This is a genomic window from Pseudomonas sp. NFPP02, assembly GCF_900119355.1.
GTDB lineage: Bacteria > Pseudomonadota > Gammaproteobacteria > Pseudomonadales > Pseudomonadaceae > Aquipseudomonas > Aquipseudomonas paracarnis.
Window position 1 is genome coordinate 16,104 of record NZ_FPJI01000002.1, and the last position, 24,351, is coordinate 40,454.

The window sequence follows — 24,351 nt, forward strand, 5'->3', positions numbered from 1 at the left end:
GGCCCGTTCGGGATACCTCTTGAAAGCCAATCAAGAAGCGTTCTCACGGGGAGTCCTGCCATGTCGCACCACCCAATCCAACCTTTGGCCCGCGCGCTGCGTCGTGGCCTGTTTGCCGGCCTGCTGGCAACGGCGCCTGTACTGCCGAGCATGGTTCAAGCCGAAGAAAGCACCGAAGCGCTGCGCAGCTATGACATTCCCGCGGGCAGCCTCGACCAGGCGTTGAACCGTTTCGCCAGTGCCTCAGGCATCTTGCTGTCGGTTGACGCATCGCTCACCGACGGCAAGCGCAGCGCCGGCTTGAAAGGGCGTTACGGCGTAGGTTCGGGGTTGCAGCGCTTGCTGGCGGGCAGCGGTTTGGCGGCGGTGCAATCCCAGGGCGGTTGGTCGTTGCAGGCCCTTTCCGGCGACGGAGCCTTGCAGTTGGGCGCGACCCAGATAAGTGGCCGGCAGGAGCAGGAAAGCGCCTGGGGCCCGGTGGACGGTATTGTCGCCAAGCGCAGCGCCTCGGGCAGCAAGACCGACTCGGCGCTGGTAGAAATCCCCCAGACCATCAACGTGATCACCGCCGCCGAGATCAAGGCACGTGGCGCCCAGAGTGTCACCCAGGCGTTGCTCTACACCCCAGGTATGAGCGCTGGTGGTTTTGCCGACCGAGTCAAATTGTTCGATGAGCCGACGTCACGCGGCTTCTCGCCCACGCCGCTGTACCTGGACGGGCTGCACCTGCCTTATGGCGGCGGCAGCACCGGGGGCGCGTTGCAGATCGAGCCGTATTCCCTGGAGCGCATCGAGGTGCTGAAGGGCCCGGCGTCCGTACTTTACGGCCAGAACCAGCCGGGCGGTATCGTCAATATGGTCAGCAAGCGCCCCAGCGAAACGCCGATACACCAAGTGGTACTGGAAGCCGGCACCTACGAACACAAAAGCGCGGCCATCGACCTGGGCGGCCCGCTGGACGAGGAGGGGCAGTTTCTCTACCGCCTGACCGGCCTGGCGAATGATGCGCAAGACGAAATCAACTACGTCGAAAACAAGCGCCAGTTCATCGCCCCCAGCCTCACCTGGCGCCCCAACGACGACACCAGCCTGACCCTGTTCGCCCAGTACCAGAAAGATAAAGGCGTGCCCGAAGCCCAAGGCCTGCCGGCGTCCGGCACGCTGTGGGACAACCCCAACGGCAAGATCAAGCGCGATGTGTTTATCGGCGAGCCGGGCGTCAACCAGTACAACCGCGAGCAATACGTGCTGGGTTACGAAGTTTCCCATCGCCTCAACGACATCTGGACCCTTAAGCAAAACGCCCGTTACGCCGAGGTCGACGACCGCTACACCGCGCCGCTGCACGGCTACCGCTTCGTCGCCAACCCCAACACCGGCGTGCAGGACCAACGCTACCTGCAACGCTTCGGCGTGGACTGGTCGCAGACCAACAAAGTGTTCGGCGTGGACAGCATCGCCCAGGCTGAATTCGACACGGGCGCACTGTCCCACACCTTCATCGTTGGCCTGGACTACTACCATTCCAACTCGCAGTTCCATGGCCTGTATGACCGCAACCCGCCGATCATCGACCTGTTCAAACCGGTGTACGGCCAGCCCTTGAACTTCGGCCAACCGTACCGCTGGGACCGCACCATTACCCAGACCGGCCTGTATCTGCAGGACCAGATCAAGCTGGATAAATGGGTGCTGGTACTCGGTGGCCGCTATGACTGGGCGAATGTGGTGAACAAGGAGCCGATACAGGACACCCGCTTTGCCAGCAAAGACCAGGCATTCACCGGCCGTGCGGGCCTGGTGTACCTGTTCGATAACGGCGTGTCGCCCTTCGTCAGCTATTCGGAATCCTTCCTGCCGCTGGCCGGCACTGATGCGAACCGAAAACCCTTCGAACCCTCCACCGGCAAACAGTACGAAGTCGGCGTGAAGTTCCAGCCGCCGGGCCAGAAGAGCTTCATCCAGGCCTCTGTTTATCAACTGGATCAGGAAAACGTGCTGACCACCAACCCGGTGGACACCACCTTCAGCACCCAAAGCGGCGCCCTGCGCTCGCGAGGTGTTGAACTGGAAGCCAAGGCCGTCTTGAGTGATGCCTGGGACGTGGTCGCCTCGGCTGCGCGCAATGACGTCAAATACACCAAGGACAACGATGGCCGCCAAGGTCGCCACCCGGCCGGCATCTCCCCACTCACCGCCTCGATGTGGGTCAACTACACCGTGCTCGGCGACACGCCCTTGGCGGGGCTGGGTGCAGGGCTTGGCGTGCGTTACGCCCGTCAAAGCCTGGGCGACTACTACGAAGGCGCCTTCAACGTGCCGTCCTACAGTGTCTACGATGCAAGCCTAAGCTACGACCTGGGCGCCTCGCCGCTCAAGCTCAAGGGCGTGAAGCTGGCGATGAACGTGCAGAACCTCAGCAACAAGACCTACGTCTCGCAGTGCACCAGTGATCTGGATTGCTACTACGGGGAAGGACGCACGGTGGTGTCGAGCCTGACCTACGATTGGTAACTTAGCGTTTAGGTGATATTTGCTGCGGCGCGCACCCTTCAAGGGTGCGCTCTGTTGCCGCCCTACACCAGGTCCGCTGCAAATCGTGTACACACATTGGAAAGCATGCGCACCTCGGCACCGCTGCAGCCTGCTGCTTCGAAAAAACCGGAGGCTTCTCGCACGACGGCATACATATCCGTGACGATGGACCTTGCTTCATCGGCCCCCAACCCAAAGCGTTCAGGCGTACTCAGCAAATTACTGACAGACGATAACCGGCCTTCATTGCCGATGATGAGCGCCTGCAAGCCTAGTTGGGTAGGGTGGGGCAACACGTCAAATACTGGCGCAAGGGAATAGCCCGAGGCGCTGGTCAGCAGCAGCCCGGTTTGTTTCAGGTGGTCGTCGCTATTGCCGATGAGCACATTGAAGGCCATGCGCTTGTAAAGCTCACGCATATCAAACGTTGCATCGTCGCTGACCTTCTTCAAAACGTCTGCGATCCTGTAATAGGAAACGGCACTTTCAACCGCGTCGACGCGGGTCAATCGCAAATGCGTCGGGCCGCGCGAGCCAACTGTTGGCGTAGCGAAAAACGAATCCATTCCCATGCATGGCCACTTCGCCAACAGGGACCGGGTCACCGACTAAGTGAGCTGAAAAAACAAAGGCATTACCAATCGGCTTCCAGGACATCGTGTTCTCCTTCAGTGCGAATGCGCTTAGGCTCACGGGCGAGGCTCATGGTAATCCCAACCTGGTCAAGTTCTGGTGACGCAATGCTCGCCATACCTTCTTCCAAGTCCATCGCGCTAAGCACATTCATCAGCACGCCGAGGGATACGCCGGCCTCGCCCTGCCTCAGCCGCTGATACGTCTGCCGCGTAATGCCCGCGCGGCTGCATATGGTGGAAATTTTCAACCGGCGACGAATGCGGGCTATTTCGATACCGTTCCCGATACCTCTCATCAGCTCAGCGCTTCTCTCAGAGATGTACCCTTTGTGCGGGTAGGGCTTCGCTGTTTCTTGCATGATATATCATCCTTTAAATCAATAAAGGTAACTTATATCATCCAAGCCTCTAAGGCCACCTGCAAAAAACCGGCTCGAGGCCGGCTTTTTGCAGGGTTGGAAGAATCAAAGGTTTTGCAAAAACACCACATACCCCCGAAACCACTCATCGGCCCCCAGATACCCCGGCTCTTGCCACTCCCCGCCCTGAATCAAGCCAATCTTGAACGGCACGCCCAGCCGATTCATCCGCGGCAAATACGCGGCATAGTCAGGGATGCTGTGACGCCCTTGATACGTCTGCACCACCACTTCATCCACCACGCCCTTGAGTTGGGCGATAGCGGCCGGGTCGGCGTTGCTGCTCCAGTCCATCAGGCCGGTGATGCTCAACCGCAGGTCGGCAGGCAGGCGCTGGCGCAGGTCGCGCAGAAAATCGGCGTATTCGTGCAGATATTGGGTGCGGGCGTCGAAGTCGATCTGGATGCCGATCACCGGGTTGCCGGCGTCACGCCAGCGTTGCACCTGGCCCAGCACCTGGGTGTAGACCCGTTCCGGCCAGCGCAAGGTGTGGGCGCGGTACACCACCCAGACGTGGCCTTGAGTAATACGCGGCACGCTCATGCCCTGGGCGATCAATTGCACGCCGCGCTGGGGCGCGCGACGAGTGGAGTTGATCTGGCCTTGCAGGATGTACAGGGTTTTTGCCTGCTTGATGACCGGCTGGGGCGTGACGCCACTCCACAGCCAGAAGGCGTCGTAGTCGCCTGCGTCAACGGCGCCAAAAGCCGGGCTTGCCAGCAACAGCAAGCCTAGCCACAGCGATTTCACCAGTAGTACTGCAGCGATTTGCCCCACTGGGTATCGGCAAAACTGCTCTTGAGTTGGCGGAACCAGGCTTTGCGCACTGCCGGCGCAACGTCTTCGCCGCCGCAACTGTTATAGCCGGCTGGCGCGTAGCAGTTGATGGCGCGAAACAGCGCATACGCCTTGTCGGTTTTCGGCGCCTTGGCGTTGGCGATGACCTGCTTGTAGCCGTCCAGACGCGAGAAGGTTTCCCCCTTGAACTGCGAGGCGGTGCTGCCCAGGCTGCCGGCGGCGCGGGGTTGTTCCAACGGCATGCCGTCCAGGCCGTTGCGCAGGATGAATTCACCGAAGCAGTTCAACGCGTGCGGGTTTTTGGCCTCGTTCTGCAGGGTCGCCGCGGTTTGCGCGATGCTTGGGCACGCGTACCCAGATTCGGCCTTGTCGCCGTTCCATTGGAACAGCTTCAAGGTCTGGCCGCTGGTATAGGTGTAGCCCAGGCTGGTGCCGAGTTTGTCGTCAGAGAGCGAGGCCTGCTTGAGGTCATCGGCGAAGTTGGCGTACTGGCCGCGCAGCAGGTCTTTGTAGAGGAGCACGAATTGCGCGCTCTGACGCTCGATCGGGTCGCTGGCGTTGGCGATCTGCTGGCGTAGCAGGTCGGGGCCGGCGACGTTGCGCAGCAGGATGTAGCGCACTTGCTTGGCGCTGATCGGTGAGTCGGCGGCGAACACCTTGGCCAGTTGGCCGCTGCGCTCGTAGTTCATGGCCAATGCCAGCTCCAGCTGGTCACGTTGCAGCGGTTGCTTGGCCAGCGGCAGCAGTTGCAGCCACAGGGCTTCGGCGCCTTTCCAGTCCTGCTTGGCCTCCAGGGCGAGGGCGCGCAGGGTCTGTTGGCTGAAGGCGAAGTAATCCAGGCTCGATGGCACATCCGCAGGCAGGTGCTTCAAGGCCGTGTCGGGTTGGTGCTCGACGTACAGGGCATAGCTGGCTTGCAGGAAGTCAAACAGCGCGGGCTCAGTGGCGAAGGTGCTCTTTTGCTTATCCAGGTCTTCGCGGCTCAACAGCGGCGGGGTGTGGGCCCGCATCGCCATCAGGTCGCTGACCACTTGCAGCATCGGGCTGTTCGCGGCTTTGTTGCCGACCATCAGTAACTTGAGGTCGGCCTCTTCCACCAGTTCGTCCACGCTCACATTGCGCTGGGCGTCGGTGGCCTCGGTGAATTGCCAGGTGAAGTCTTCGGCAAGCTTGGCATCGTCGTTCGCCAGCCAGTGCACACGGCGCAAGAGCCCACGGGCGGAGGCGACGTAATCGCCCTGTGGGTAAGTTTTCAGGTAACCGAGAAAGCCTTGCTCGGCATCGCTCAGGGCCGACTTATCCACATGCTCGCGTTGCGGCATGCCGTATTCGTCGAAGGCTTCGGCCTGGGCCTGATTCAGCGACGTACGCGCAGTCATGTACAGCGCCGTTTCCTTCAGCCATGGCACATCGCTGGTGGCGGCGGCGGCGAACCCGCGCTCGGCGTAATCGAAGCGCCCGCTGTAGAAATCGCCGGCGGCCTGCAAGTAGGTGCGAAACAACTGGGCGTTGGCCGAGGGGGTCAACTGCGCGTCCACGACCTGGCGGCTCCAGTCACAGGTGCTCAGTAATTGCAGGCGTGCTTTGACCAACACATCGCGCTCGGCGGGCGGCATCTGGGCCTTGATCACCTGGCTGATAAACGCCGTGGCGCTGTCATCGTCATTGCTGCGGCAACGGCTGCCTTCGCCATTCAGGAAGGCCTGGCCTGCGGTCTTGTACTCCTCGCGCTTGATACCCAGGGGCTGGAGCAAAGTGTCGAGTTCGGCTGTGCGTGAATCGTCAGCCTTGTTGTCAGGCTCCTCATTCGTGGCCGGAGCCGGCACCAGGCGGTACACCGGAAACGGCACCGGGCCGAACCCTTGCGCCAAATCGTCTTCGCCCAAGGCATTGGGGGCCAGGGGCGCTGCTTTCTTGTCGGCCAGCAACAGGCGCAGGTTCACTCGGCTGTCGTTGCCCGGGCTGAGAAAGGGCTGGTTGCTGCAAGGCTCGTAGCTGTCACGCGATACCCGCCAGTCGGGGTAGCACGAGTCGTCAGAACTGGCCTGGGCCGGTAGGGAAAAACCGGCCAGCAGGGCCAGGGCCAGAGGTGACAACAAACCGATGCGCATAACGTTTCCTTGATCCTGAGTCCTTGGAGAAGGGGCAATAATAGCCTGATCCGGCGAGTGCTTCGGTGAAGGCCTACACAAATTGCTGATTTGTCCGATTCCAGCAGCGAGGCCAGGGCTTTTGGCCTAGAGTGGCGGTGTTTGCGCATGCGCAGTGTTTGTCCTGTAAGAGGGCAGTAGTAGCGGAGTCGATATGCGTCGGTCTGTGGTAGAGCAACACGAAAAAGTCGAGGCATTGCCTGCCTTTCATCGCTTGAGCTGGGAGGGCGCCGGCTGGCTCAGCCGTTTATGGTGGGTACCGATCCTGGCGCTGGCCATGGCCCTGCGGTTTTACCACCTCACCTCGGCGGCGATCTGGGGCGACGAAGGCTCCAGCCTGTTGCTCAGCGAATACGCCCTGGCCGACCTGTGGTTTCACGCGGCCCATGATGTGCACCCGCCGCTGTACTTCTTGCTGCTGCGCGGTTGGATCGAGGTGTTCGGCGACAGCATCGGCTCAATTCGCAGCCTGAGTGCGATCCCCGGCGTGGCCGTCGTGGGCCTGGGCATCTGGCTGACACGGCAACTGTCCACCCGACGCGCAGCCGTGCTGGCGGGGATCCTGCTGGTTCTACTGCCCACTGCGGTGCGCTACAGCCAGGAAGTGCGTATGTATTCGCTGCTCGGCGTGTGGCTACTGGGCGCCACGCTGGCGCTGGTGTACTGGGTGAGGCAGCCCGAACGCGCGCGCTATTTGGCTGTGTATGTGCTGCTGATGAGCGCCGGCTTCTATACCCACTACTTCACTGCGCTGTGCGTGCTGGTGCATTGGGCGTACCTGGGGTTGCAGGCGCCGGGTCAGCGCTTGATCACGCGACCTGCCTGGTGGGTCGCCAACGTGGCGATAGTGTTGCTGTATCTACCCTGGCTGCCCAACCTGCTGGACCTGGTGCAGCACGTCGAACAGCTCAAAGTCGGCGGCGACATTGGTTGGGAAGAGCCGGTCAATCTGCTGTCGCTACCGTCGATGGTCTGGCAGTTCCTGTTGCAGGATGACGGTCTCGGCCTGTGGCCGCCGCTGTTCTGGCTGTTACCCCTGCTGCTGGCCGTGGTGGTTGTATCGACGGCCTGGCGCAATAACGCGGCGCGCCTACCGGCACTGTTTTGCCTACTACCGCTGCTGCTGGTCTATGGCGTGTCCTTTATCTCGCCCGTGTTTATCGAGCGCTACCTCACGGTGTATGCGTTAGGCCTGCCGATAGTCCTGGCGCTTGCCATCGACCGTTTGCCGTCCCGTTTGTCCTGGCTGGGCGTGGCGTTGTTCGCACTGTTTGTTGGCGTAGAACTGCTGGGGTTAAAAAACAACTTCGAGGTGGATGAACACGACCAGTTCAACGTGCCGGTGGAGTTCGTCAATCGCAACTACCAGGAAGGCGACCGCATCGTCCTCAGCGACATGATGTGGTACCTCAGCTACGTGTATTACGACCAGACCGACGCGCAACTTCAGCTCTACACCCCCCCCAAACCCGACGGGACTGCCACTCGCCCGAACGCCTATGGTTTCGGCACACTGGTGGACCAGGACGGTGGCCGCATCTATCTGGACCGCCTCTCAGCACTGCCTGCTCAAACGCGACGGGTATGGTTGATCAGCAGCAACGAAGCCCCGGATGAATTCGCGCCGCTGCCCACCAGTTGGCACGAACTCAGTCGCCAGGACGGCGGTGGCGCCAGGGCGCGGTTGTTCGTGCTATGCAACGCACCGGCGCCGCAACCTGAAGGCTGCCGCTAGACTCACTTCAACCTACTTATGAGGAACCCTCCATGGAATCGCCAGTGCACAGCCTACCGGCTTTGTTCAAACAGCTTGGCTTGCCGCACGACCCGGTCAGTATCGAGCAATTTGTCGCCTCTCATTCGCCGCTCAAGCCGGAGTTGCAACTGGCGGATGCGTTTTTTTGGAGCGACGCCCAGAAGGCATTTTTGCGTGAAGAGATTCTGGATGATGCGGATTGGGCGGTGGTGGTGGATGAGTTGAATCTGATGTTGCGGGGTGGACGAGGGGTGTAAAAAAATATCCAAATAAGGGCGAGTATGTAAAAAAAAATGGTGAGCGGTAAAAAAAACTGGGCTTTAATCGCCTAAGTGAATTTTTTCTGGAAAGCATCGCCATGCCAACAGTCGGATACGCTCATCTGTGTGAGGCGCTGGATCTAAAGGTTATCGCACCCTTGAGGACTGCGATGATCAAGCCGGTGACCAGGATTACCTTGATCGGCGACTGCCTGGCAGTTCCCCATTCGGTGGCGCCCGCCCAACATGCGCTGTTTGAGCATGTGTTATTTGCGCTTAAGCATGAAGGCGTAAACCTGGCGATACTTGCCCAGGTGTTTGAACAGCTCGGCCCAGAACCGTTTTTGGACGCGCTGGCCGACTCGCCTAACGGTGCGTTTATCCGAAAAGCCTGTTTTCTGTGGGAAGGCTTTACCGGGAAAATGCTGGATCACACCCTTCCTGTTCGTGGTCGCGTTGTTCCCTTGTTCGATCCCCAGCGCTATGTAACCGGCCCGAGCATTCGCAACAGTCGTTGGCGAGTGGATTTCAACGGTTTGGGCTCTTTGCATTATTGCGCCACCGTAGAGCGAACGCCTGAGCTGGAAGCGTTGTTGGCGCTTGATGTATTGGCTCGTGCCAAATCCTTCATGGCCACCCTCCCTCCGGAAATGATGGACCGCGCCATCCAGTGGGCATACCTGCACGAAACCCGCGACTCATTTGCCATCGAAAAAGAACAACCCAGCGAAGAAAAATCCCGCCGCTTCGTCCAACTCCTGCGCCAGGCCCACGAAGGCCGGTTGCTCACCGAGGACTACTTGGTCGAGCTGCAAAACAGCACCATCTCCAATCCGTTTGACAAAGCCGTCGCGTTTCGCCACGAACAGAACCATCTGCACAACGGGCTACGCGGCGCAGCCGGTGTGAGCTACGTGCCGCCAGCTCCCGCGCTTTGCCAGGAATTGATGGAAGAGCTGATGGCCTTCGCCAACCAGCCCGTGCGAGACGTCGATCCTTTAGTGGCGGCCGCGGTCACCGCTTTTGGTTTCGTCTTCCTGCACCCGTTCATGGACGGGAATGGGCGCCTGTCTCGCTTCCTGATTCACCAGACGCTCTGCCACTACGGCGCACTGGAAAATGGCTTGCTGCTACCGGTCTCTGTCGCCATGAAGCACGAGGAACAAGCCTATCTGGAGGCACTCAAGACCTTCTCCCAGCCGACTCGGGAATTCTGGAACGTCACCTGGCTGGACGCCGACCACATGGCGTTCGACTTCATCGGCCACCCCTCGATCTATCGCTACTGGGATGCGACCCGCTGCGTCGAATTCACCCTGCAAATGGCCCGCCGCGCACTGGAAGTGGAACTGCGCGAAGAAACCGAATTCCTCGACCGTTATGACCAAGTGATCAAAGCGGTGAACCAACGCTACGACGTGCGCGGCAGCGATCTGTCGAAGCTGGTGATGATGTGCCTGGATAACGGTGGGAAGCTTTCCAAGCATCGGCGTAAGCAGTTTCAGTACAGTGTGGCGGAAGAGGTGTTTGGGTTTATTGAGGAGGAGAGCTTGAGGTTGATGGGCGAGTAAGAGGTCATCCAGTCACGCCAGATGAGGCGTCTGAAAAAAAGGAATTCCGTATCTGAGTGATGTGATAAGCGCCTCAGATGTTTTGCGAGAGCACAGTGATGTGCAAATTGTCATGTTTATGGGGGCGTTGGTTGGTTTTACAGGCCTCAATTTTCGCATCCTGTGCCATGTTTTTTCTTCAGAAAAAATCAGTCAGGTGGCTTGTCTTTTTTCAAACCCCCTTACGACTTGTGCACATTATTCCGTCCGTTTCGCTCCTGTTGATTGGCGCTCGAGTTTTCCCGCATTACAACGTACTGGCAATGGCTGGATTGATCGCTGCGTCGGAGATTTTAAAAGTCTGGAGCGTGTGGCGATGGAGCAAAAAATGCTGACGCTGACCTAATGTGGGAGCGGGCTTGCCCGCGAAGGCGGCGTGTCAGTCACTGAATATTCAACTGAACCACCGCTTTCGCAGGCAAGCCAGCTCCCACATTTTGTTTGTCGTATGGCGAATATCAGCGATTTGCTGATGCCTACCCTAAAACCCGCTTTACTCAAGCCACATCCCACCACTCATCTGCGAAATTGTTTCAAAACTTGACGATGCTCCATGCATCGACCATATTGATAGTTAGCAAACTAACTGTATGCGAACTATCCAGTGCCTCAATCCCTCGAACAACTCCAGATGAGCCTCAGCAGCAGCATGGTGGTGGGCGCCCGTAATTGGCGCAAAATCTGCCAGACCACGCTGGTGAGCTATGGCATCTCCGAAGCCTGCGCCGTGCCGTTGTTGATGATCGGTCGCTTGGGCGACGGGGTACACCAGGTCAAAGTAGCCCAGGCTTCCGGTATGGAAAGCCCATCACTGGTGCGCCTGCTCGACCGGCTGTGCGGTGACGGTTACGTCTGCCGCACCGAAGACATCCACGACCGCCGCGCCAAGGCCCTGAGCCTTACCGAGCGTGGCCGTGAGCTGGTGCAGGCGGTGGAGGCGCAACTGGTGCGCCTTCGCAAGGACGTGTTGGCGGATATCGCCCCCGACGATCTGCAAGCGGCACTGCGTGTATTGCGCGCCTTCGAAGCGGCCGAGGCTGTGTCGCCTTGAACGGATTTTTTACCGGCTTCCCGCCTGCCCGCGATTGGTTCTACGGGGTGCGTACTTTCGCCGCGTCGATGATCGCGCTGTATATCGCCATGCTCATGCAGATGCCGCGTCCGTACTGGGCGATGGCCACGGTGTATATCGTATCCAGCCCGTTTGTCGGCCCTACCAGTTCCAAAGCCCTGTACCGCGCCATCGGCACCTTGATGGGCGCGGCGGCGGCGGTGCTGTTTGTGCCGATGTTCGTGCAGTCACCCTACATTCTGGTGGTGGTGATTGCGTTGTGGACCGGCACCTTGCTGTTTCTGTCCATGCACCTGCGCACCGCCAATAACTACGCCCTGATGCTGGCCGGCTACACCTTGCCGCTGATTGCCTTGCCGGTGGTGGATAACCCCTTGGCGGTCTGGGATGTGGCGGAGGCGCGTACCGAAGAAATCTTCCTCGGCATCGCGGTCGCAGCGGTGGTGGGCGCGATGTTCTGGCCTCGGCGCCTGATGCCGGTGTTCGATGGCTCGGTGGCCAAGTGGTTCAGCGACGCCCAGGTCTATAGCCAGCGCTTCCTCACCCGTCAGGTAGACCCAGAAGAAGTCAGTAACCTGCGCGGCGGCATGGTCGCCACCTTCAACACCCTTGAGTTGATGATCGGCCAGTTGCCTCACGAAGGCGCGCGGCCACAAACGGTGCGCAACACCAAGGAACTGCGCGGGCGCATGATCCATCTGCTGCCGGTAATCGATGCACTGGATGATGCGGTGTACGCCATCGAGCATCGCGCACCGGAGTTTCTCGACCGGCTCAAACCGTTGCTGGAAGAGGCCAACGCCTGGCTGCAAAGCACCACCGAACAAGCACCCCTGGAACGCTGGCGCGTGCTGCGTGACCAGATCGACGCCGCCCAACCCCAGGGCGAAGCGCTGGATGACCGCCACACGTTGCTGTTCTCCAACGCCCTGTACCGCCTGGGCGAATGGGTCGACCTGTGGCAAGACTGTCGTAGCCTGCAAGCCGCCATCCAGTGTGAAAGCCAGGACACCTGGCGCGCCGTCTACCGCCACTGGCGCCTGGGACGGCTCACGCCGTTCCTCGACCGTGGGCTGATGTTCTACTCGGCGTTCTCCACCGTGACCGCGATCATCGTCGCCTCGGTGCTGTGGATTCTGCTGGGCTGGACCGACGGCGGCAGCGCCGTGATCCTTGCCGCCGTCGCCTGCAGCTTTTTCGCCTCGATGGACGATCCGGCACCGCAGATCTACCGGTTCTTTTTCTGGACCGCCATGTCGGTGCTGTTCGCCAGCTTGTATCTGTTTCTGGTGCTGCCCAACCTGCATGACTTCCCCATGCTGGTGCTGGCCTTCGCCGTGCCGTTTATCTGCATCGGCACCCTTACGGTTCAGCCACGCTTCTACCTGGGCATGTTGCTGACGCTGGTGAACACCTCGTCGTTCATCAGCATCCAGGGCGCCTATGACGCGGACTTTCTCAACTTCGCCAACGTCAACCTGGCCGGGCCCGTTGGCCTGCTGTTCGCGTTCGTGTGGACGTTGATCGCCCGACCCTTCGGCGCTGAATTGGCGGCCAAGCGCCTCACCCGTTTCAGCTGGCGCGACATCGTCAGCCTCACCGAGCCCGCCACCCTGGCCGAGCACCGGCACATGGCCGTACAAATGCTCGACCGCCTGATGCAACACCTGCCGCGCCTGGCCCTCACCGGCCAGGACACTGGCATCGCTCTGCGCGACCTGCGCGTGGCGCTGAACCTGCTCGACCTGCTGGCCTACTCGCCACGCATCCTCGGTGTGCCACGGGTGTTGCTCAACCAGGTGGTGGAAGGCGTGGGCGGTTACTTCAAGGCCTGCCTCAAGGCGGGTGAACGCTTGCCCGCGCCCAGCGGTCTGCTGATGACCCTGGACCGCACGCGTCGCGCCCTCAATGGCCAGGGCCTGCAAGACGAAGACGACACGCGCCTGCATCTGCTGCACGCCTTGGCCGGCCTGCGTCTGGCGCTGTTGCCCGGTGTGGAGTTCATTGGCGGTACAGAGATGCAAGCGCCGTTACCTGATGGAGCGCCTTTATGATCGGTGACCTGGATATCAGCGGGGTGTTCCTGCCCACGCTGCTGGTACTGATGGGCATTACTTATGTGTTGTTTCTGGTGGTGCACGGGCTGTTGACGCGCATGCACTTCTATCGCCTGGTCTGGCACCGGGCATTGTTCAATGTGGGGCTCTACGCGCTGTTGCTGGGCGCGGTGGACTCACTCAGTCGATATTTGATGACATGAAAAAACCTTTTTTGACTATCGGCCGTGTCGTCCTGACGTTGTTGATCGTGAGTTTCGCGGTCGTCGTTGTGTGGCGCATGGTCATGTACTACATGTTTGCGCCCTGGACCCGTGACGGCCACATCCGTGCCGACATCGTGCAGATCGCCCCGGACGTTTCCGGGCTGATCCAGCGCGTTGACGTGCGCGACAACCAGTTGGTGACCAAGGGCCAGGTGCTCTTCGCCGTCGACCAGGACCGCTTCAAGCTGGCCCTGCGCCAAGCCCAGGCCGCCGTGGCCGACCGCCAGGAAACCCTGGCCCAGGCCCAGCGCGAGTACAAGCGTAACCGTGGCCTGGGCAACCTGGTGCCCAGCGAGCAACTGGAAGAGAGCCAGTCCCGCGTCGCCCGCGCCCAATCGGCACTGGCCGAAGCGCAAGTGACGGTGGACTCCGCCCAACTCAACCTCGACCGCTCGGTGATCCGCAGCCCTGTGGACGGCTACGTCAACGACCGCGCACCGCGTACCCAGGAGTTCGTCACCGCCGGGCGCCCGGTGCTGTCGGTGGTAGACAGCAACTCCTTCCACATCGACGGCTATTTCGAAGAGACCAAACTCGACGGTATCCACGTCGGTATGGGCGTGGATATCCGTGTGATCGGCGACAACGCGCGCCTGCATGGCCACGTGCAGAGCATCGTCGCCGGTATCGAAGACCGCGACCGCAGCAGCGGCTCCAACCTGTTGCCCAACGTCAACCCTGCTTTCAGCTGGGTGCGCCTGGCCCAGCGGATCCCGGTGCGCATTGCCTTCGATGACGTGCCGGCGGACTTTCGCATGATCGCCGGGCGCACGGCGACGGTGTCGATCATTGACGACAAAGTTAAAGACGGGGACAAACCATGAAGCGGCTTCTGGCAACCGCTTCCCTGGGGTTGTTGCTGTCGGCCTGCCAAGTGGTGGGGCCCGATTACAAACTGCCGGAACAGGCCGCCGTCAACCGTGGCGACCTGCAAGGGCCGATCATGGGCGAGGACAGCAACGTCGTCTCGGCACCGGTGCCGGCCGATTGGTGGAAGCTGTACAAAGACCCGCGCCTGGACGAACTGGTGCGCCAGGCCATGGCCTCCAACACCGACCTGCGCGTGGCCGCCGCCAACTTGCAGCGCTCGCGTTATCAGGTGCAGCAGGCCGAATCCGCTGGCGGCTGGAGTGCCGGCGTCAAGGCCGAGGCCCAGCGTTTGCAGGAATCTGGCGAGGCCTTCTTGCTGCCGGACAAAGTCCCGGTAGGCAATATCGGTAGCGTCGGGATTACCACGTCCTATCAATTCGACCTCTTCGGCACCTTGCAGCGCGGCATCGAAAGCGCCCAGGCCAGCGCCGATGCCACCCAGGCCGCGGCGGATATCGCCCGCATCACCCTGGTGGCCGATGTGGTGCGCTCCTATACCCAGGTGTGCGCGGCCAACGAAGAACTGGCGATTGCCAACGAGTCCCTCGACCTGCAAGCCCAGAGCACCAAACTGACCCAGCGCTTGCGAGATGCCGGGCGTGGCGATGAGACCCAGGTGACACGTTCGCAAACCCAATACAAATCCCTGCGTGCCGACATACCGCGTTATGAAGCCTCGCGTCAGGCGGCGCTGTTCCGGCTGTCGATGTTGCTGGCCAAACCTGTCGACCAACTGCCAGCCGGCACGGGCACCTGTGCCGAGCTGCCACATATTGCTCAACTGCTGCCGGTAGGCGATGGCGCCACGCTGCTCAAGCGTCGCCCTGATGTGCGCCAGGCCGAACGCCAGCTGGCCGCCGCCACGGCGCGTATTGGCGTGGCGACCGGCGCGTTGTACCCGGATATCAGCATCGGCGCCACGGTCGGCACCGTCGGCCTGCTGGAAAACCTCGGCACGCCTGCCACCAACCGCTGGGGCTTTGGCCCGATGATCAGCTGGACTGTACCGACCAACGGCGCTCGCGCCCGCGTGCATGAAGCTGAAGCCGCGACCCAGGGCGCCCTGGCCCACTTCGACGGCGTGGTGCTCAACGCCATCCGCGAAACCCAGACCGGCCTGGCCCAATACACCGCCGTGTTGCAACGCCGCGACGCCCTGACCGACGCCGAACAGTCGGCGCGAGAAGCCGCCGGCCAGACCCATCGCTTCTTCCAGGCCGGCCGCGAATCCTTCCTGGCCGACCTGCAAGCCACGCGCACCTACACCGATATGCGTGCGCAACTGGCGGCGGCCAACACCCAGGTTGCCATGAGCCAGATCGACCTGTTCCTGGCCCTGGGCGGCGGTTGGGAAAGCGGACGAACGCAAGGGGAAAAACCCGGCAAACCGTGAGGTGATTGCTATGCTTTCTTGGGTGAGGCCCGCTGGCGCCTCACCCGACAAAGCTCGCGTTTGCTCATGGGGATTCCAAGAATGAAAAACCCTTATGCTCCCGCTTTCTGGTGCGTGCTCTTCGCACTGGTTTTGTTATCGGCCGCGTATTTTTACGGCGTCATGCTCGCCCATCAACTCGACAAGGCCATGGTGTTCCTCGACAGCGCCTGCCTGGTGATCGGCACCTTGTCCATCGGCGTAGTGGCCTGGGCGTCGTATCAAAACCAGCGCGTGAAGAAAAAACTCCTCGAACAGGGCAAGACCCGCGTGGCGATCTGGGACACCAAGGTCGCCCTGCGCCGTGTCGAAACCGTGTTCGATCGCTATTTCTGGGGCAGTTACTGGCAGCCGGGGCGCACGTTCCAGGAAGTCATGGGCGACCTCACCGGCACGCCGCTGGAAAAAAGCCTCGAAGTCCTGAAAAAACAATGCGTGCTGCTGGACCGACAGGTTGCCGACGGTAGGCACTGGCTGGATAACGCGCGGGAATTGTCCGACGTGGCCACGCAAATGGCCCGCGAGCGCTACCAGCTGGACTTTTGCGACCCCAAGGCCGACACCCCCGGCAATGCCGTGATACATCGCGAGTTCGAGGTGCTGGTGTACACCTGGACCGCACGCTTGAAGAGTTTTGATCACCAACTGGATGAAGTCGAACAGGAGTACTCCTGAACTCCTGCTGAACTGATCCCTCTGAAAGGTTGGGCCGTTTACGCCCGCCAGTGCTAATCTTCCTCCGTTTTCGGCGGGCTTGAGCCAATCCCCTCAGGGGTTCAAGGAAGACAGCCCACTTCTCACAGGATTTGATCAGGTCACTTCATGAATAAGCCAGCCGTTGTTTTCTTGGGTTTTGTTGTCGCCGTCGGCGCCGTCAGTGCGGGCGGTGCCTGGTACACCGGTAAACAACTGGAGCCGGTCCTGCAAACCGCTATCCAGAGCGCCAATAAAGAACTGCAGACCTCCATGGCCGGCGTCGATGGCAGCGTGACCCTGGAGCTGGTGTCCCTGGACCGTGGCGTGTTCAGCAGCACCGCGCATTATCGCCTCAAGGGCCAAGGCAGCGTGTTCGGCGAAGACAACCCGAACCCCGAATTGCTGTTCGTCGACCACATCGAACACGGCCCGCTGCCGTTCTCGCGCCTGGTGACCCTCAAGTGGCTGCCGGTCATGGCCACCAGTCACTACGAACTGGAAAAGAACCCCACCACCGAAAAATGGTTCGCCGCCAGCAAAGACGTGTCGCCGCTCAAAGGCGTGGCGAATATCGGCTATAGCCGTTCGGTCAGCGGCAACATCGAATTGCTGCCCCTGGAGTTCAAGGACGCCACTTCCTCGGTGAGCTTCTCCGGCGCCAACCTCAACTTCGACAGCAGCGCTGAAGGCCAGAAGGTCAAGGCCGAAGGCTTCATGAACAGCCTCAAGGTTGCCGCAGTGGACGCCGAAGGCGCACCGTTCGAAGCGGAGCTGGCCGGCCTGACCGTCGCCAGCAACCTGGAAAAAACCACCTTCGGTTTCTACACCGGCCAGAACACCGTGGAGCTGACCGACACCAAGGTCACCTTCGGCCCGCAGAAAGCCGTGCTGACCCTCAAGGGTTTCGAGCAGAAAGACTCCAGCGAAACCAAGGACAACAACCTGGCTGGCCGCGTCGACTACAAGATCGACGAGATCGGCTACCAGGGCAAAGCAGTCGGTTCGGCCGCCATGGCCGTGAGCATGAAGAACGTCGACATTCCGGCGATGCTGGTGCTGACCAAGCTCTACCAGGACAAGATGCAACCGGTGCAAGCTGCCGCTGCTGCCGGTCAACCGGTGCCGGAGCTGCAAATGACCGAAGCCGAGCAAGCCCTTGCGGAAGCCAACGTCAACCAGGTGCTGGCCGCCAAGCCGCAACTGGCCGTGGAAAACCTGTCGCTCAAAACCACCCGTGGCGAAAGCAAGTTCAACCTGGTGGTGGACCTGGCCAAGCCAACGTCCATGGAGCTGCCGCCGGTTGAACTGGGCAAGCAAATGGTCTCGCTGCTGGATGCCAACCTGACCCTGTCCAAGCCGATGATCAGCGACGTGGCGGCCCTGCAAGCCCAGGTGGGCGGCGTGACCGACCCGCAAGCCATCGAACAGCAATCGCAGATGGCGGCTGAGATGGTCAGCAGCATGGCGGTCGGTACTCAACTGGCGACCCTGGTGGGCACCGACGTGGTTTCCAAGCTGCACTACGCCAACAACGAGGTGACCTTCAACGGCCAGAAGATGACCGTTGAGCAGTTCCTCAGCTTTGTGATGTCCAAAGCCGGTGCGGTCAGCGGCGCCCAATAAACCTGAAATGCGATAAAAAAATGTGGGAGCTGGCTTGTGTGGGAGCTGGCTTGCCTGCGATAGCATCGCCCCGGTCTGGCTGGACGACCGAGGTGCCTGCATCGCGGGCAAGCCCGGCTCCCACACAAACCCGGCTCCCACTTTTGTTTTGTGTGAGGGCAAAAAATCGCGGTCGTACAATTCTGAACAATTGTTCTGAATTGTGCTTCCCCCTACTTCCCTAAGGGATAGTTCCTACAGGAAAGCTAGGTCGGGTCCCGAGACGCCGACACCCTGAAGCGTTTCGCTCAGGACCATCTATCGTTAGAGCTTTCCGTGTGTAAGGAAGCTCACGACATGCTGCGAAACCACCCCTACAGTGCCTCAGGCCGGTTGCGTCTGCTTATCGGAGCCGCACTGTGCAGCCAATTGCTGGTCCCAGGCCTTGCATTTGCCGACCCTGCCTACGACGCTCTGATCATCCAGGCCCGCAACGGTCACTTCACGCCGGCGCTGACCCAACTTCGCCAACTCTCCGCCGAACGCCAGACCCCAGGCCAGGTCAGCGACCACCTGGTGATCGCCGGCTGGGCCGGGCAAGATGCTGAAGTGCTCAAGGTTTACGAGGCGCAAGGCAAGCATCGCAACCTCACCACCCAGGCACTCGCCACGGTGGCGCGCACTTATCGCAATCAAAAGCAGTGGGCTCAGGCCGAAGCGGTCTATCGCCAGGCGCTGCTGCGTGAACCCAATAACGTCGACCTGCAACTGGGCCAGGCCCTCACCCAGGCCGATGGCGGCAAAGCCAACGAAGCGGTACAACGCCTGCGCACGCTGGTGGCGGCGCAACCCAATGACCCCAATCGCCGCATGGCCCTGGGATATGCGCTGACACGTGCCGGCCTGAACTACGACGCGCTGTTCGAATTCGACCAAGCCTTTATCCGGGCGGGCGATAAACCCGAAGTGGCGCGTGAATACATCGTTGCCCTGCAAAAGGCGCGGCTGCCGGAGCCGGCACTGCGCCTCTCGGCCAAGCGCCCGGGGCTGGTGGACGCAGTCACCCAGCGCCGCCTCGAAGGTGACCTTGCCGCCGAGCGTGTGCGCATGGCTGAGTTCGCCACACGCAGCGAGAAGGAACGCTACGTCATCGCAGACCGTGCCCTGCAGGACTACGACAAACTGATCAGTCGCTGGGCGCCGGACGCCACAGCCAAGGACGACGTCATCCGCTGGCGCATTGACCGCCTGGGCGCGCTCAAAGCGCGAGCACGGCATGCCGAGGTGATCCGCGATTACCAGACCCTCACTGGCGAAGGCGTGCAACTACCTACCTACGCGTTGCGTTGGGTTGCCGGCTCTTACCTGGAACAGCGCCAGCCGGAAAAGGCCGAGCCGTTGTACCGCCAGGTACTCACCGCCCCCGACACCGATGCCAGCTATCGGGTCGATGACAGCACGGCGCTGTTCTACGCCTTGTTGGAAAGCGACAAGGTCGAAGAGGCTCGCCAGGTCGCTAACAACCTGGCCAAGGAGCAAAACCCCCGCGTTGAGCTCAAGGGCTTGCCCATTGGTAACCCCAATGACAACTGGATGGACGCCCAACAATTATCCGCCCAGGCCGGTACCTATGGCGGTGACCTGCCCGGCAGCGAAGCCAGCCTGGAAGCCCTGGTGGCCAAGGCACCGGGCAATGTGGGCCTGCGTCTGGCCCAGGCCGACATGTACCGCGCCCGCGACTGGCCGCGTCGCGCCGAAGGCACGCTCAAGGAAACCGAAACCCAGGCTCCCCGCGATATCGGCCTGGAAGTCTCCCAGGCCTATACCGCCATGGACTTGCAAGAATGGCGGCAGATGGACGCGCTCACCGACGACGTGCTCGCCCGTAACCCGGACAACCGTCAGGTGCAGCGCCTGAGCCGCCTGCGCGATGTGCACGACATGGCCGAGTTGCGTGTCGAGGCCTACACCGGCAAGAGCTACGGTGGTGGCAATAACAACGACGCTGGTGCCGTCTCCGGCAGCCGAGACTGGGGCATTGAAAGCGTGATCTACACGCCTCCCATCGACGAAGATTGGCGCCTGTTCGCCGGTGCCGGCTATGCCACCGCCGACTTCCAGGAGGGCACTGGCCAACATCGCTGGCAGCGCGTGGGCGTGGAGCGTCGCACCCGTGACATGACCATCGAAGCCGAAGTGTCCAACCACTCCTATGGCGACGGTTCCAAGCAAGGCGCCAGCGTGTCGATTGCCCGCGACATCAACGACCACTGGCAATACGGCGGCAGCCTTGGTTATTTGCTCAGCACCACGCCGTTGCGGGCCCTGAATGACGGTGTCACAGCCAACGGCGGCAGCGGTTTTATCCGCTGGCGCGCCAACGAAAGCCGCGAGTGGAAACTGACCCTCAGCCCGTCCCATTTCAGCGACGGCAACGACCGCTTCGAAGCCTTGCTCACCGGCCGCGAGGGCCTCTACAGCTCGCCCCATGTGCAAGTGGACCTGGGCCTGGAAGTGGGCGCCAGCCGCAACAGCAAGGAAGACTCCGTGTACTTCAACCCGAAGTCGGACTTCACGGTGTTGCCCATGATCAACGTCAATCACGTGCTCTATCACCGCTACGAAACCCAGTGGAGTCAGCAGTTCCAAATCGGCGCGGGTACCTACAGCCAGCGTGACTACTCCACCGGCGGTATTGGCCTGATTGGCTACGGCCAACGCTATCGCTGGAATGACGTACTGGAAATGGGCGCCAACCTCAGCCTGATCAGCCGACCTTATGACGGTGATCGCGAACGCGATCTGCGCCTGCTCGTCGACCTCACTTACCGTTTCTAAAAGAGCCTGACCATGACCGTCCTCAGCCGTTGCTTGTTGGTCCTGGGTGTAATGCTGGCCGCCGCCTGCGCCCAACAACCCGCGCCCTACACCCCACCCGCCGAACGGCCGATAGCGCCCAACGAAGCGCCGTGGCCGAAGAACCACTTTTTGGGCATTGCCTATCACGACGTAGAAGATCGCGACCCCGATCAAGCCGTGGTGGCGGTGCGCACCGAGCGTTTGATCGAGCAACTGGCGTGGCTGCGGGAGAATGGCTACCAGGCGGTCAGCGTCGACCAGATTCTGGCGGCCAGGCGTGGCGGCCCGGCATTGCCGCCCAAGGCGGTGATGCTCAGCTTCGATGACGGTTATTCCAGCTTCTACACCCGCGTGATGCCGATTCTGCGTGCCTACCACTGGCCTGCATTGTTGGCGCCGGTGGGGTCCTGGATCGACACGCCGTTGAACCAACCGGTGGATTTTGCCGGTACGCCACGACCACGGGGAGAGTTCCTGACGTGGCAGCAGATTCGCGAGGTGTCGCAGTCTGGCCTGGTGGAAATCGCCGCCCACACCGATGCCAATCACAAAGGCATCCTGGCCAACCCCCAGGGCAACCTGGAACCGGCCGCCACCACGCGAAGCTTTGACCCCAAAACCAACGGCTACGAAAGCGAAGCGCAGTTCCAGGCGCGTATGCGGGCTGACGTCGCCGCGATTTCGAACAAAATCCGAACCGTCACCGGCAAGGCGCCACGTGTATGGGTGTGGCCATACGGGGCCGCCGATGGCACCTCGTTGGCGGTGGTCGGCGAGCACGGCTACGAGATGGCGCTGACCCTGGAAGACGGGCTCGACGACCTCGGCAACCTGATGAACAGCCCACGCTTTCTGGTGGCCTCAGACCCGGACGGCGAGCATTTCGCCAACAGCATGGTCGCCGTGCAGACCAAAGCGCCGATGCGCGTGCTGCACGTAGACCTGGACAACGTGTACGACCCCGACCCGGCCCAACAGGCGCGCAACCTCGACGTGCTGGTTCAGCGCGTGGTGGACATGGGCGCTGGCACCGTCTTCCTGCAAGCCTTTGCCGACCCCAAGGGCGACGGCCTGGTGCATTCGCTGTACTTCCCCAACCGGCACCTGCCGATGCGTGCCGACCTGTTCAACCGGGTTGCCTGGCAATTGCATACCCGTGCCCATGCCAGTGTGTACGCTTGGATGCCGGTGCTGAGTTTTGCCCTGGACCCCAAGCTGCCGCGTGTCACCCGCTGGGACCCGAAAACCGGCCAGGTCGGCCCCGACCCGGATCAATACAAACGCCTGTCGCCGTTTGATCCCAAGGTGCGGCAGGTCATCGGTGAGATCTACCAAGACCTGGCGCGTGTAGGGCCGATTGACGGCATCCTTTATCACGATGATGCGGTGTTCAACGACTTCGAAGACGCCAGCCCCGCAGCGCTCAAGGCCTACGCCGCCCAAGGCCTGCCGGACACCATCGCCGCCCTGCGTGCCGACCCGGCCGTGATGCAGCGCTGGACCCGTTTCAAAAGCCGCTACCTGATCGACTTCACCCATGAGCTCACCGCCAAGGTCCGCGCTATCCGTGGGCCGCAGGTACTCACCGCGCGCAATATCTTCGCCGAGCCGATGCTCAACCCTGGCAGCGAAACCTGGTTCGCGCAGAACCTTGATGACTTCCTCCAGGCCTACGACTGGACCGCGCCGATGGCGATGCCGTTGATGGAAGGCCAGGAAGTGAAGACCTCCAACGCCTGGCTGGAAAAACTCATCGCCACGGTCAAGGCGCGCCCCGGCGCCATGGAAAAAACCATCTTCGAATTGCAAGCCAAAGACTGGCGCACCCAGGCCGCACCGGATATCAGCGCTGAGCGATTGGCAGAGTGGATGGGTGTACTCAAACGCCAGGGCGTCACCAGTTTCGGCTACTACCCGGACAACTTCCTGGAAAACTCCCCGGACTTGAAAACTATTCGTCCGGCCCTCTCCAACCAATGGAACCCTTGATCATGGTTGACAGAATCCTGGCTCTATTCGTGTTGGCACTGGTACTGGGCTTGCCCCTGGGCCTGATCTTCCTGGTGACCGGGCAGTTCCTGATGGACTTCGTGTTCTTCTACCCGTTGTTCATGTCGGCACTATGGATAGCCGGTGGCCTGTATTTCTGGCTGCACTGGGAACGCCACTGGCCGTGGAAAGAAGACACGCCGGCGCCGACCCTGGCCGGCGAGCCGCTGATCTCGATCATCATCCCTTGCTACAACGAGGGCGATAACGTCGCTGACACCATTGGCGCGGCCCTCGGCCAGTTGTACCCGAACATCGAAGTGATCGCGGTCAACGACGGCTCCAGCGACAACACCGCCGCAGTTCTCGATGCCCTGGCGTTGCAACACCCGCGCTTGCGCGTGCTGCACCTGGCGCAGAACCAGGGCAAAGCCGTGGCCCTGCGCATGGGCGCCGTGGCCGCCCGCAGCGAATACCTGGTGTGCATCGACGGCGATGCCTTGCTCGACAAAAACGCGGCCGCCTACATGGTCGCGCCGATGCTCGACAACCCGCGCCTGGGGGCCGTCACCGGCAACCCGCGCATTCGTACCCGCTCCACCCTGATTGGCCGGGTGCAGGTGGGCGAGTTCTCCTCGATCATCGGTTTGATCAAGCGTACCCAGCGGGTATTCGGTCGGATCTTCACGGTCTCCGGTGTGGTGGTGGCGTTTCGCAAGAAGGCCCTGGACCGCATCGACTACTGGAGCACCGACATGATCACCGAGGACATCGATGTCAGTTGGAAGCTGCAACTCGATCACTGGGCGATCTTCTACGAGCCGCGCGCGCTGTGCTGGATCCTCATGCCCGAAACCGTCGGCGGCCTGTGGAAACAACGCCTGCGTTGGGCCCAGGGCGGCGCTGAAGTGCTGTTCAAGAACATCCGTGGCATCTGGCAATGGCGCCACCGCTACCTGTGGCCGCTGCTGTTCGAGTACTGCCTGTCTACCGGTTGGGCCTTCACCTTCCTGCTGTCGGTGATCTTCTGGGCCGTGGGTAAATTCGTCACGCTGCCGGCGGCGATCACCGTGAGCTCGTTGGTGCCGCCCGCGTTCACCGGCCTGGTGCTGGCGATGGTGTGCCTGCTGCAGTTTGCGGTGAGCATCCTGATCGACCGGCGCTACGAAAAAGACCTGTGGAAAACCCTGTTCTGGACCGTGTGGTACCCGATGGTGTTCTGGCTGGTCAGCCTGCTCACCACCCTGGTCAGCTTTCCCAAGGTGTTGTTCAACCAGCATCAGAAACGCGCACGCTGGGTCAGCCCGGACCGCGGTATCAAACCTGCACAAGAGGAGGCGTGATC

General features: G+C 61.3%; 19 protein-coding genes. 15 read left to right on the forward strand and 4 right to left on the reverse strand.

What is annotated here, in order from left to right; translation table 11 throughout:
* The first annotated feature begins 60 nt into the window (after positions 1-60).
* On the forward strand, positions 61-2,514 hold the full coding sequence (locus BT204_RS03510) for a TonB-dependent siderophore receptor (RefSeq protein ID WP_054896851.1): 2,454 nt from the start codon (positions 61-63) through the stop codon (positions 2,512-2,514).
* 62 nt (positions 2,515-2,576) lie between these two features.
* Here BT204_RS03510 and BT204_RS03515 read toward each other — a convergent pair whose 3' ends face one another.
* From BT204_RS03515 to BT204_RS03530, 4 genes are all read right to left on the reverse strand, one after another.
* Entirely contained in the window at positions 2,577-3,101 is a 525-nt protein-coding gene (locus BT204_RS03515) for a HipA domain-containing protein (RefSeq protein ID WP_239695906.1), read from the reverse strand.
* 68 nt (positions 3,102-3,169) lie between these two features.
* A complete protein-coding gene (locus BT204_RS03520; RefSeq protein WP_070415449.1) occupies positions 3,170-3,529 on the reverse strand; it encodes a helix-turn-helix domain-containing protein in 360 nt (119 codons plus the stop codon).
* A 105-nt stretch (positions 3,530-3,634) separates the two neighbouring features.
* Entirely contained in the window at positions 3,635-4,339 is a 705-nt protein-coding gene (locus BT204_RS03525) for a DUF3142 domain-containing protein (RefSeq protein WP_072445723.1), read from the reverse strand.
* Positions 4,336-6,498 carry a PA5441 family protein gene (locus BT204_RS03530; RefSeq protein WP_072445724.1) on the reverse strand — a complete coding sequence of 721 codons (2,163 nt, stop codon included), beginning with the start codon at positions 6,496-6,498 and terminating at the stop codon, positions 4,336-4,338. Before BT204_RS03530 ends, BT204_RS03525 begins: the two co-directional genes overlap by 4 nt.
* A 193-nt stretch (positions 6,499-6,691) precedes the next feature.
* Between BT204_RS03530 and BT204_RS03535 the strand changes: the two genes are divergently transcribed.
* The 14 genes from BT204_RS03535 (at position 6,692) to pgaC (ending at position 24,349) form a co-directional block, all read left to right on the forward strand.
* Positions 6,692-8,272 (forward strand): glycosyltransferase family 39 protein, encoded by a 1,581-nt coding sequence (locus tag BT204_RS03535; RefSeq protein ID WP_057977812.1) that lies wholly within the window; start codon positions 6,692-6,694, stop codon positions 8,270-8,272.
* Between the two features lie 32 nt (positions 8,273-8,304).
* Positions 8,305-8,550 (forward strand): DUF2789 domain-containing protein, encoded by a 246-nt coding sequence (locus BT204_RS03540; RefSeq protein WP_072445725.1) that lies wholly within the window; start codon positions 8,305-8,307, stop codon positions 8,548-8,550.
* Between the two features lie 101 nt (positions 8,551-8,651).
* Positions 8,652-10,124: a Fic family protein gene (locus tag BT204_RS03545; RefSeq protein ID WP_057977815.1), complete on the forward strand. Its 1,473-nt coding sequence runs from the start codon at positions 8,652-8,654 to the stop codon at positions 10,122-10,124.
* A 100-nt stretch (positions 10,125-10,224) separates the two neighbouring features.
* Positions 10,225-10,509: a hypothetical protein gene (locus tag BT204_RS27115; protein WP_125919887.1), complete on the forward strand. Its 285-nt coding sequence runs from the start codon at positions 10,225-10,227 to the stop codon at positions 10,507-10,509.
* A gap of 285 nt (positions 10,510-10,794) precedes the next feature.
* Positions 10,795-11,214: a MarR family winged helix-turn-helix transcriptional regulator gene (locus BT204_RS03550; RefSeq protein ID WP_034125424.1), complete on the forward strand. Its 420-nt coding sequence runs from the start codon at positions 10,795-10,797 to the stop codon at positions 11,212-11,214.
* Positions 11,211-13,289, forward strand: a complete 2,079-nt coding sequence (locus BT204_RS03555; RefSeq protein WP_054922453.1) for an FUSC family protein — start codon at positions 11,211-11,213, stop codon at positions 13,287-13,289. Before BT204_RS03550 ends, BT204_RS03555 begins: the two co-directional genes overlap by 4 nt.
* On the forward strand, positions 13,286-13,495 hold the full coding sequence (locus tag BT204_RS03560) for a DUF1656 domain-containing protein (protein ID WP_003187469.1): 210 nt from the start codon (positions 13,286-13,288) through the stop codon (positions 13,493-13,495). The genes BT204_RS03555 and BT204_RS03560 overlap by 4 nt, the downstream gene beginning before the upstream one ends.
* Positions 13,492-14,382 carry an efflux RND transporter periplasmic adaptor subunit gene (locus tag BT204_RS03565; protein WP_032878498.1) on the forward strand — a complete coding sequence of 297 codons (891 nt, stop codon included), beginning with the start codon at positions 13,492-13,494 and terminating at the stop codon, positions 14,380-14,382. The genes BT204_RS03560 and BT204_RS03565 overlap by 4 nt, the downstream gene beginning before the upstream one ends.
* The gene (locus tag BT204_RS03570) at positions 14,379-15,821 is read left to right on the forward strand and encodes an efflux transporter outer membrane subunit (protein ID WP_072445726.1); all 1,443 of its coding nucleotides are present in this window, start codon (positions 14,379-14,381) and stop codon (positions 15,819-15,821) included. The genes BT204_RS03565 and BT204_RS03570 overlap by 4 nt, the downstream gene beginning before the upstream one ends.
* Before the next feature lie 81 nt (positions 15,822-15,902).
* Positions 15,903-16,535 (forward strand): hypothetical protein, encoded by a 633-nt coding sequence (locus BT204_RS03575; RefSeq protein WP_019819550.1) that lies wholly within the window; start codon positions 15,903-15,905, stop codon positions 16,533-16,535.
* A gap of 147 nt (positions 16,536-16,682) precedes the next feature.
* Positions 16,683-18,179, forward strand: a complete 1,497-nt coding sequence (locus BT204_RS03580) for a YdgA family protein (protein ID WP_034125427.1) — start codon at positions 16,683-16,685, stop codon at positions 18,177-18,179.
* Between the two features lie 336 nt (positions 18,180-18,515).
* Positions 18,516-20,996 carry a poly-beta-1,6 N-acetyl-D-glucosamine export porin PgaA gene (gene pgaA, locus BT204_RS03585; protein WP_072445727.1) on the forward strand — a complete coding sequence of 827 codons (2,481 nt, stop codon included), beginning with the start codon at positions 18,516-18,518 and terminating at the stop codon, positions 20,994-20,996.
* Between the two features lie 12 nt (positions 20,997-21,008).
* Complete coding sequence (gene pgaB / locus BT204_RS03590; protein ID WP_072445728.1) at positions 21,009-23,006, forward strand: poly-beta-1,6-N-acetyl-D-glucosamine N-deacetylase PgaB; 1,998 nt, start codon at positions 21,009-21,011, stop codon at positions 23,004-23,006.
* Between the two features lie 2 nt (positions 23,007-23,008).
* Positions 23,009-24,349: a poly-beta-1,6-N-acetyl-D-glucosamine synthase gene (pgaC, locus tag BT204_RS03595; protein WP_054896841.1), complete on the forward strand. Its 1,341-nt coding sequence runs from the start codon at positions 23,009-23,011 to the stop codon at positions 24,347-24,349.
* Positions 24,350-24,351 lie beyond the last annotated feature (2 nt).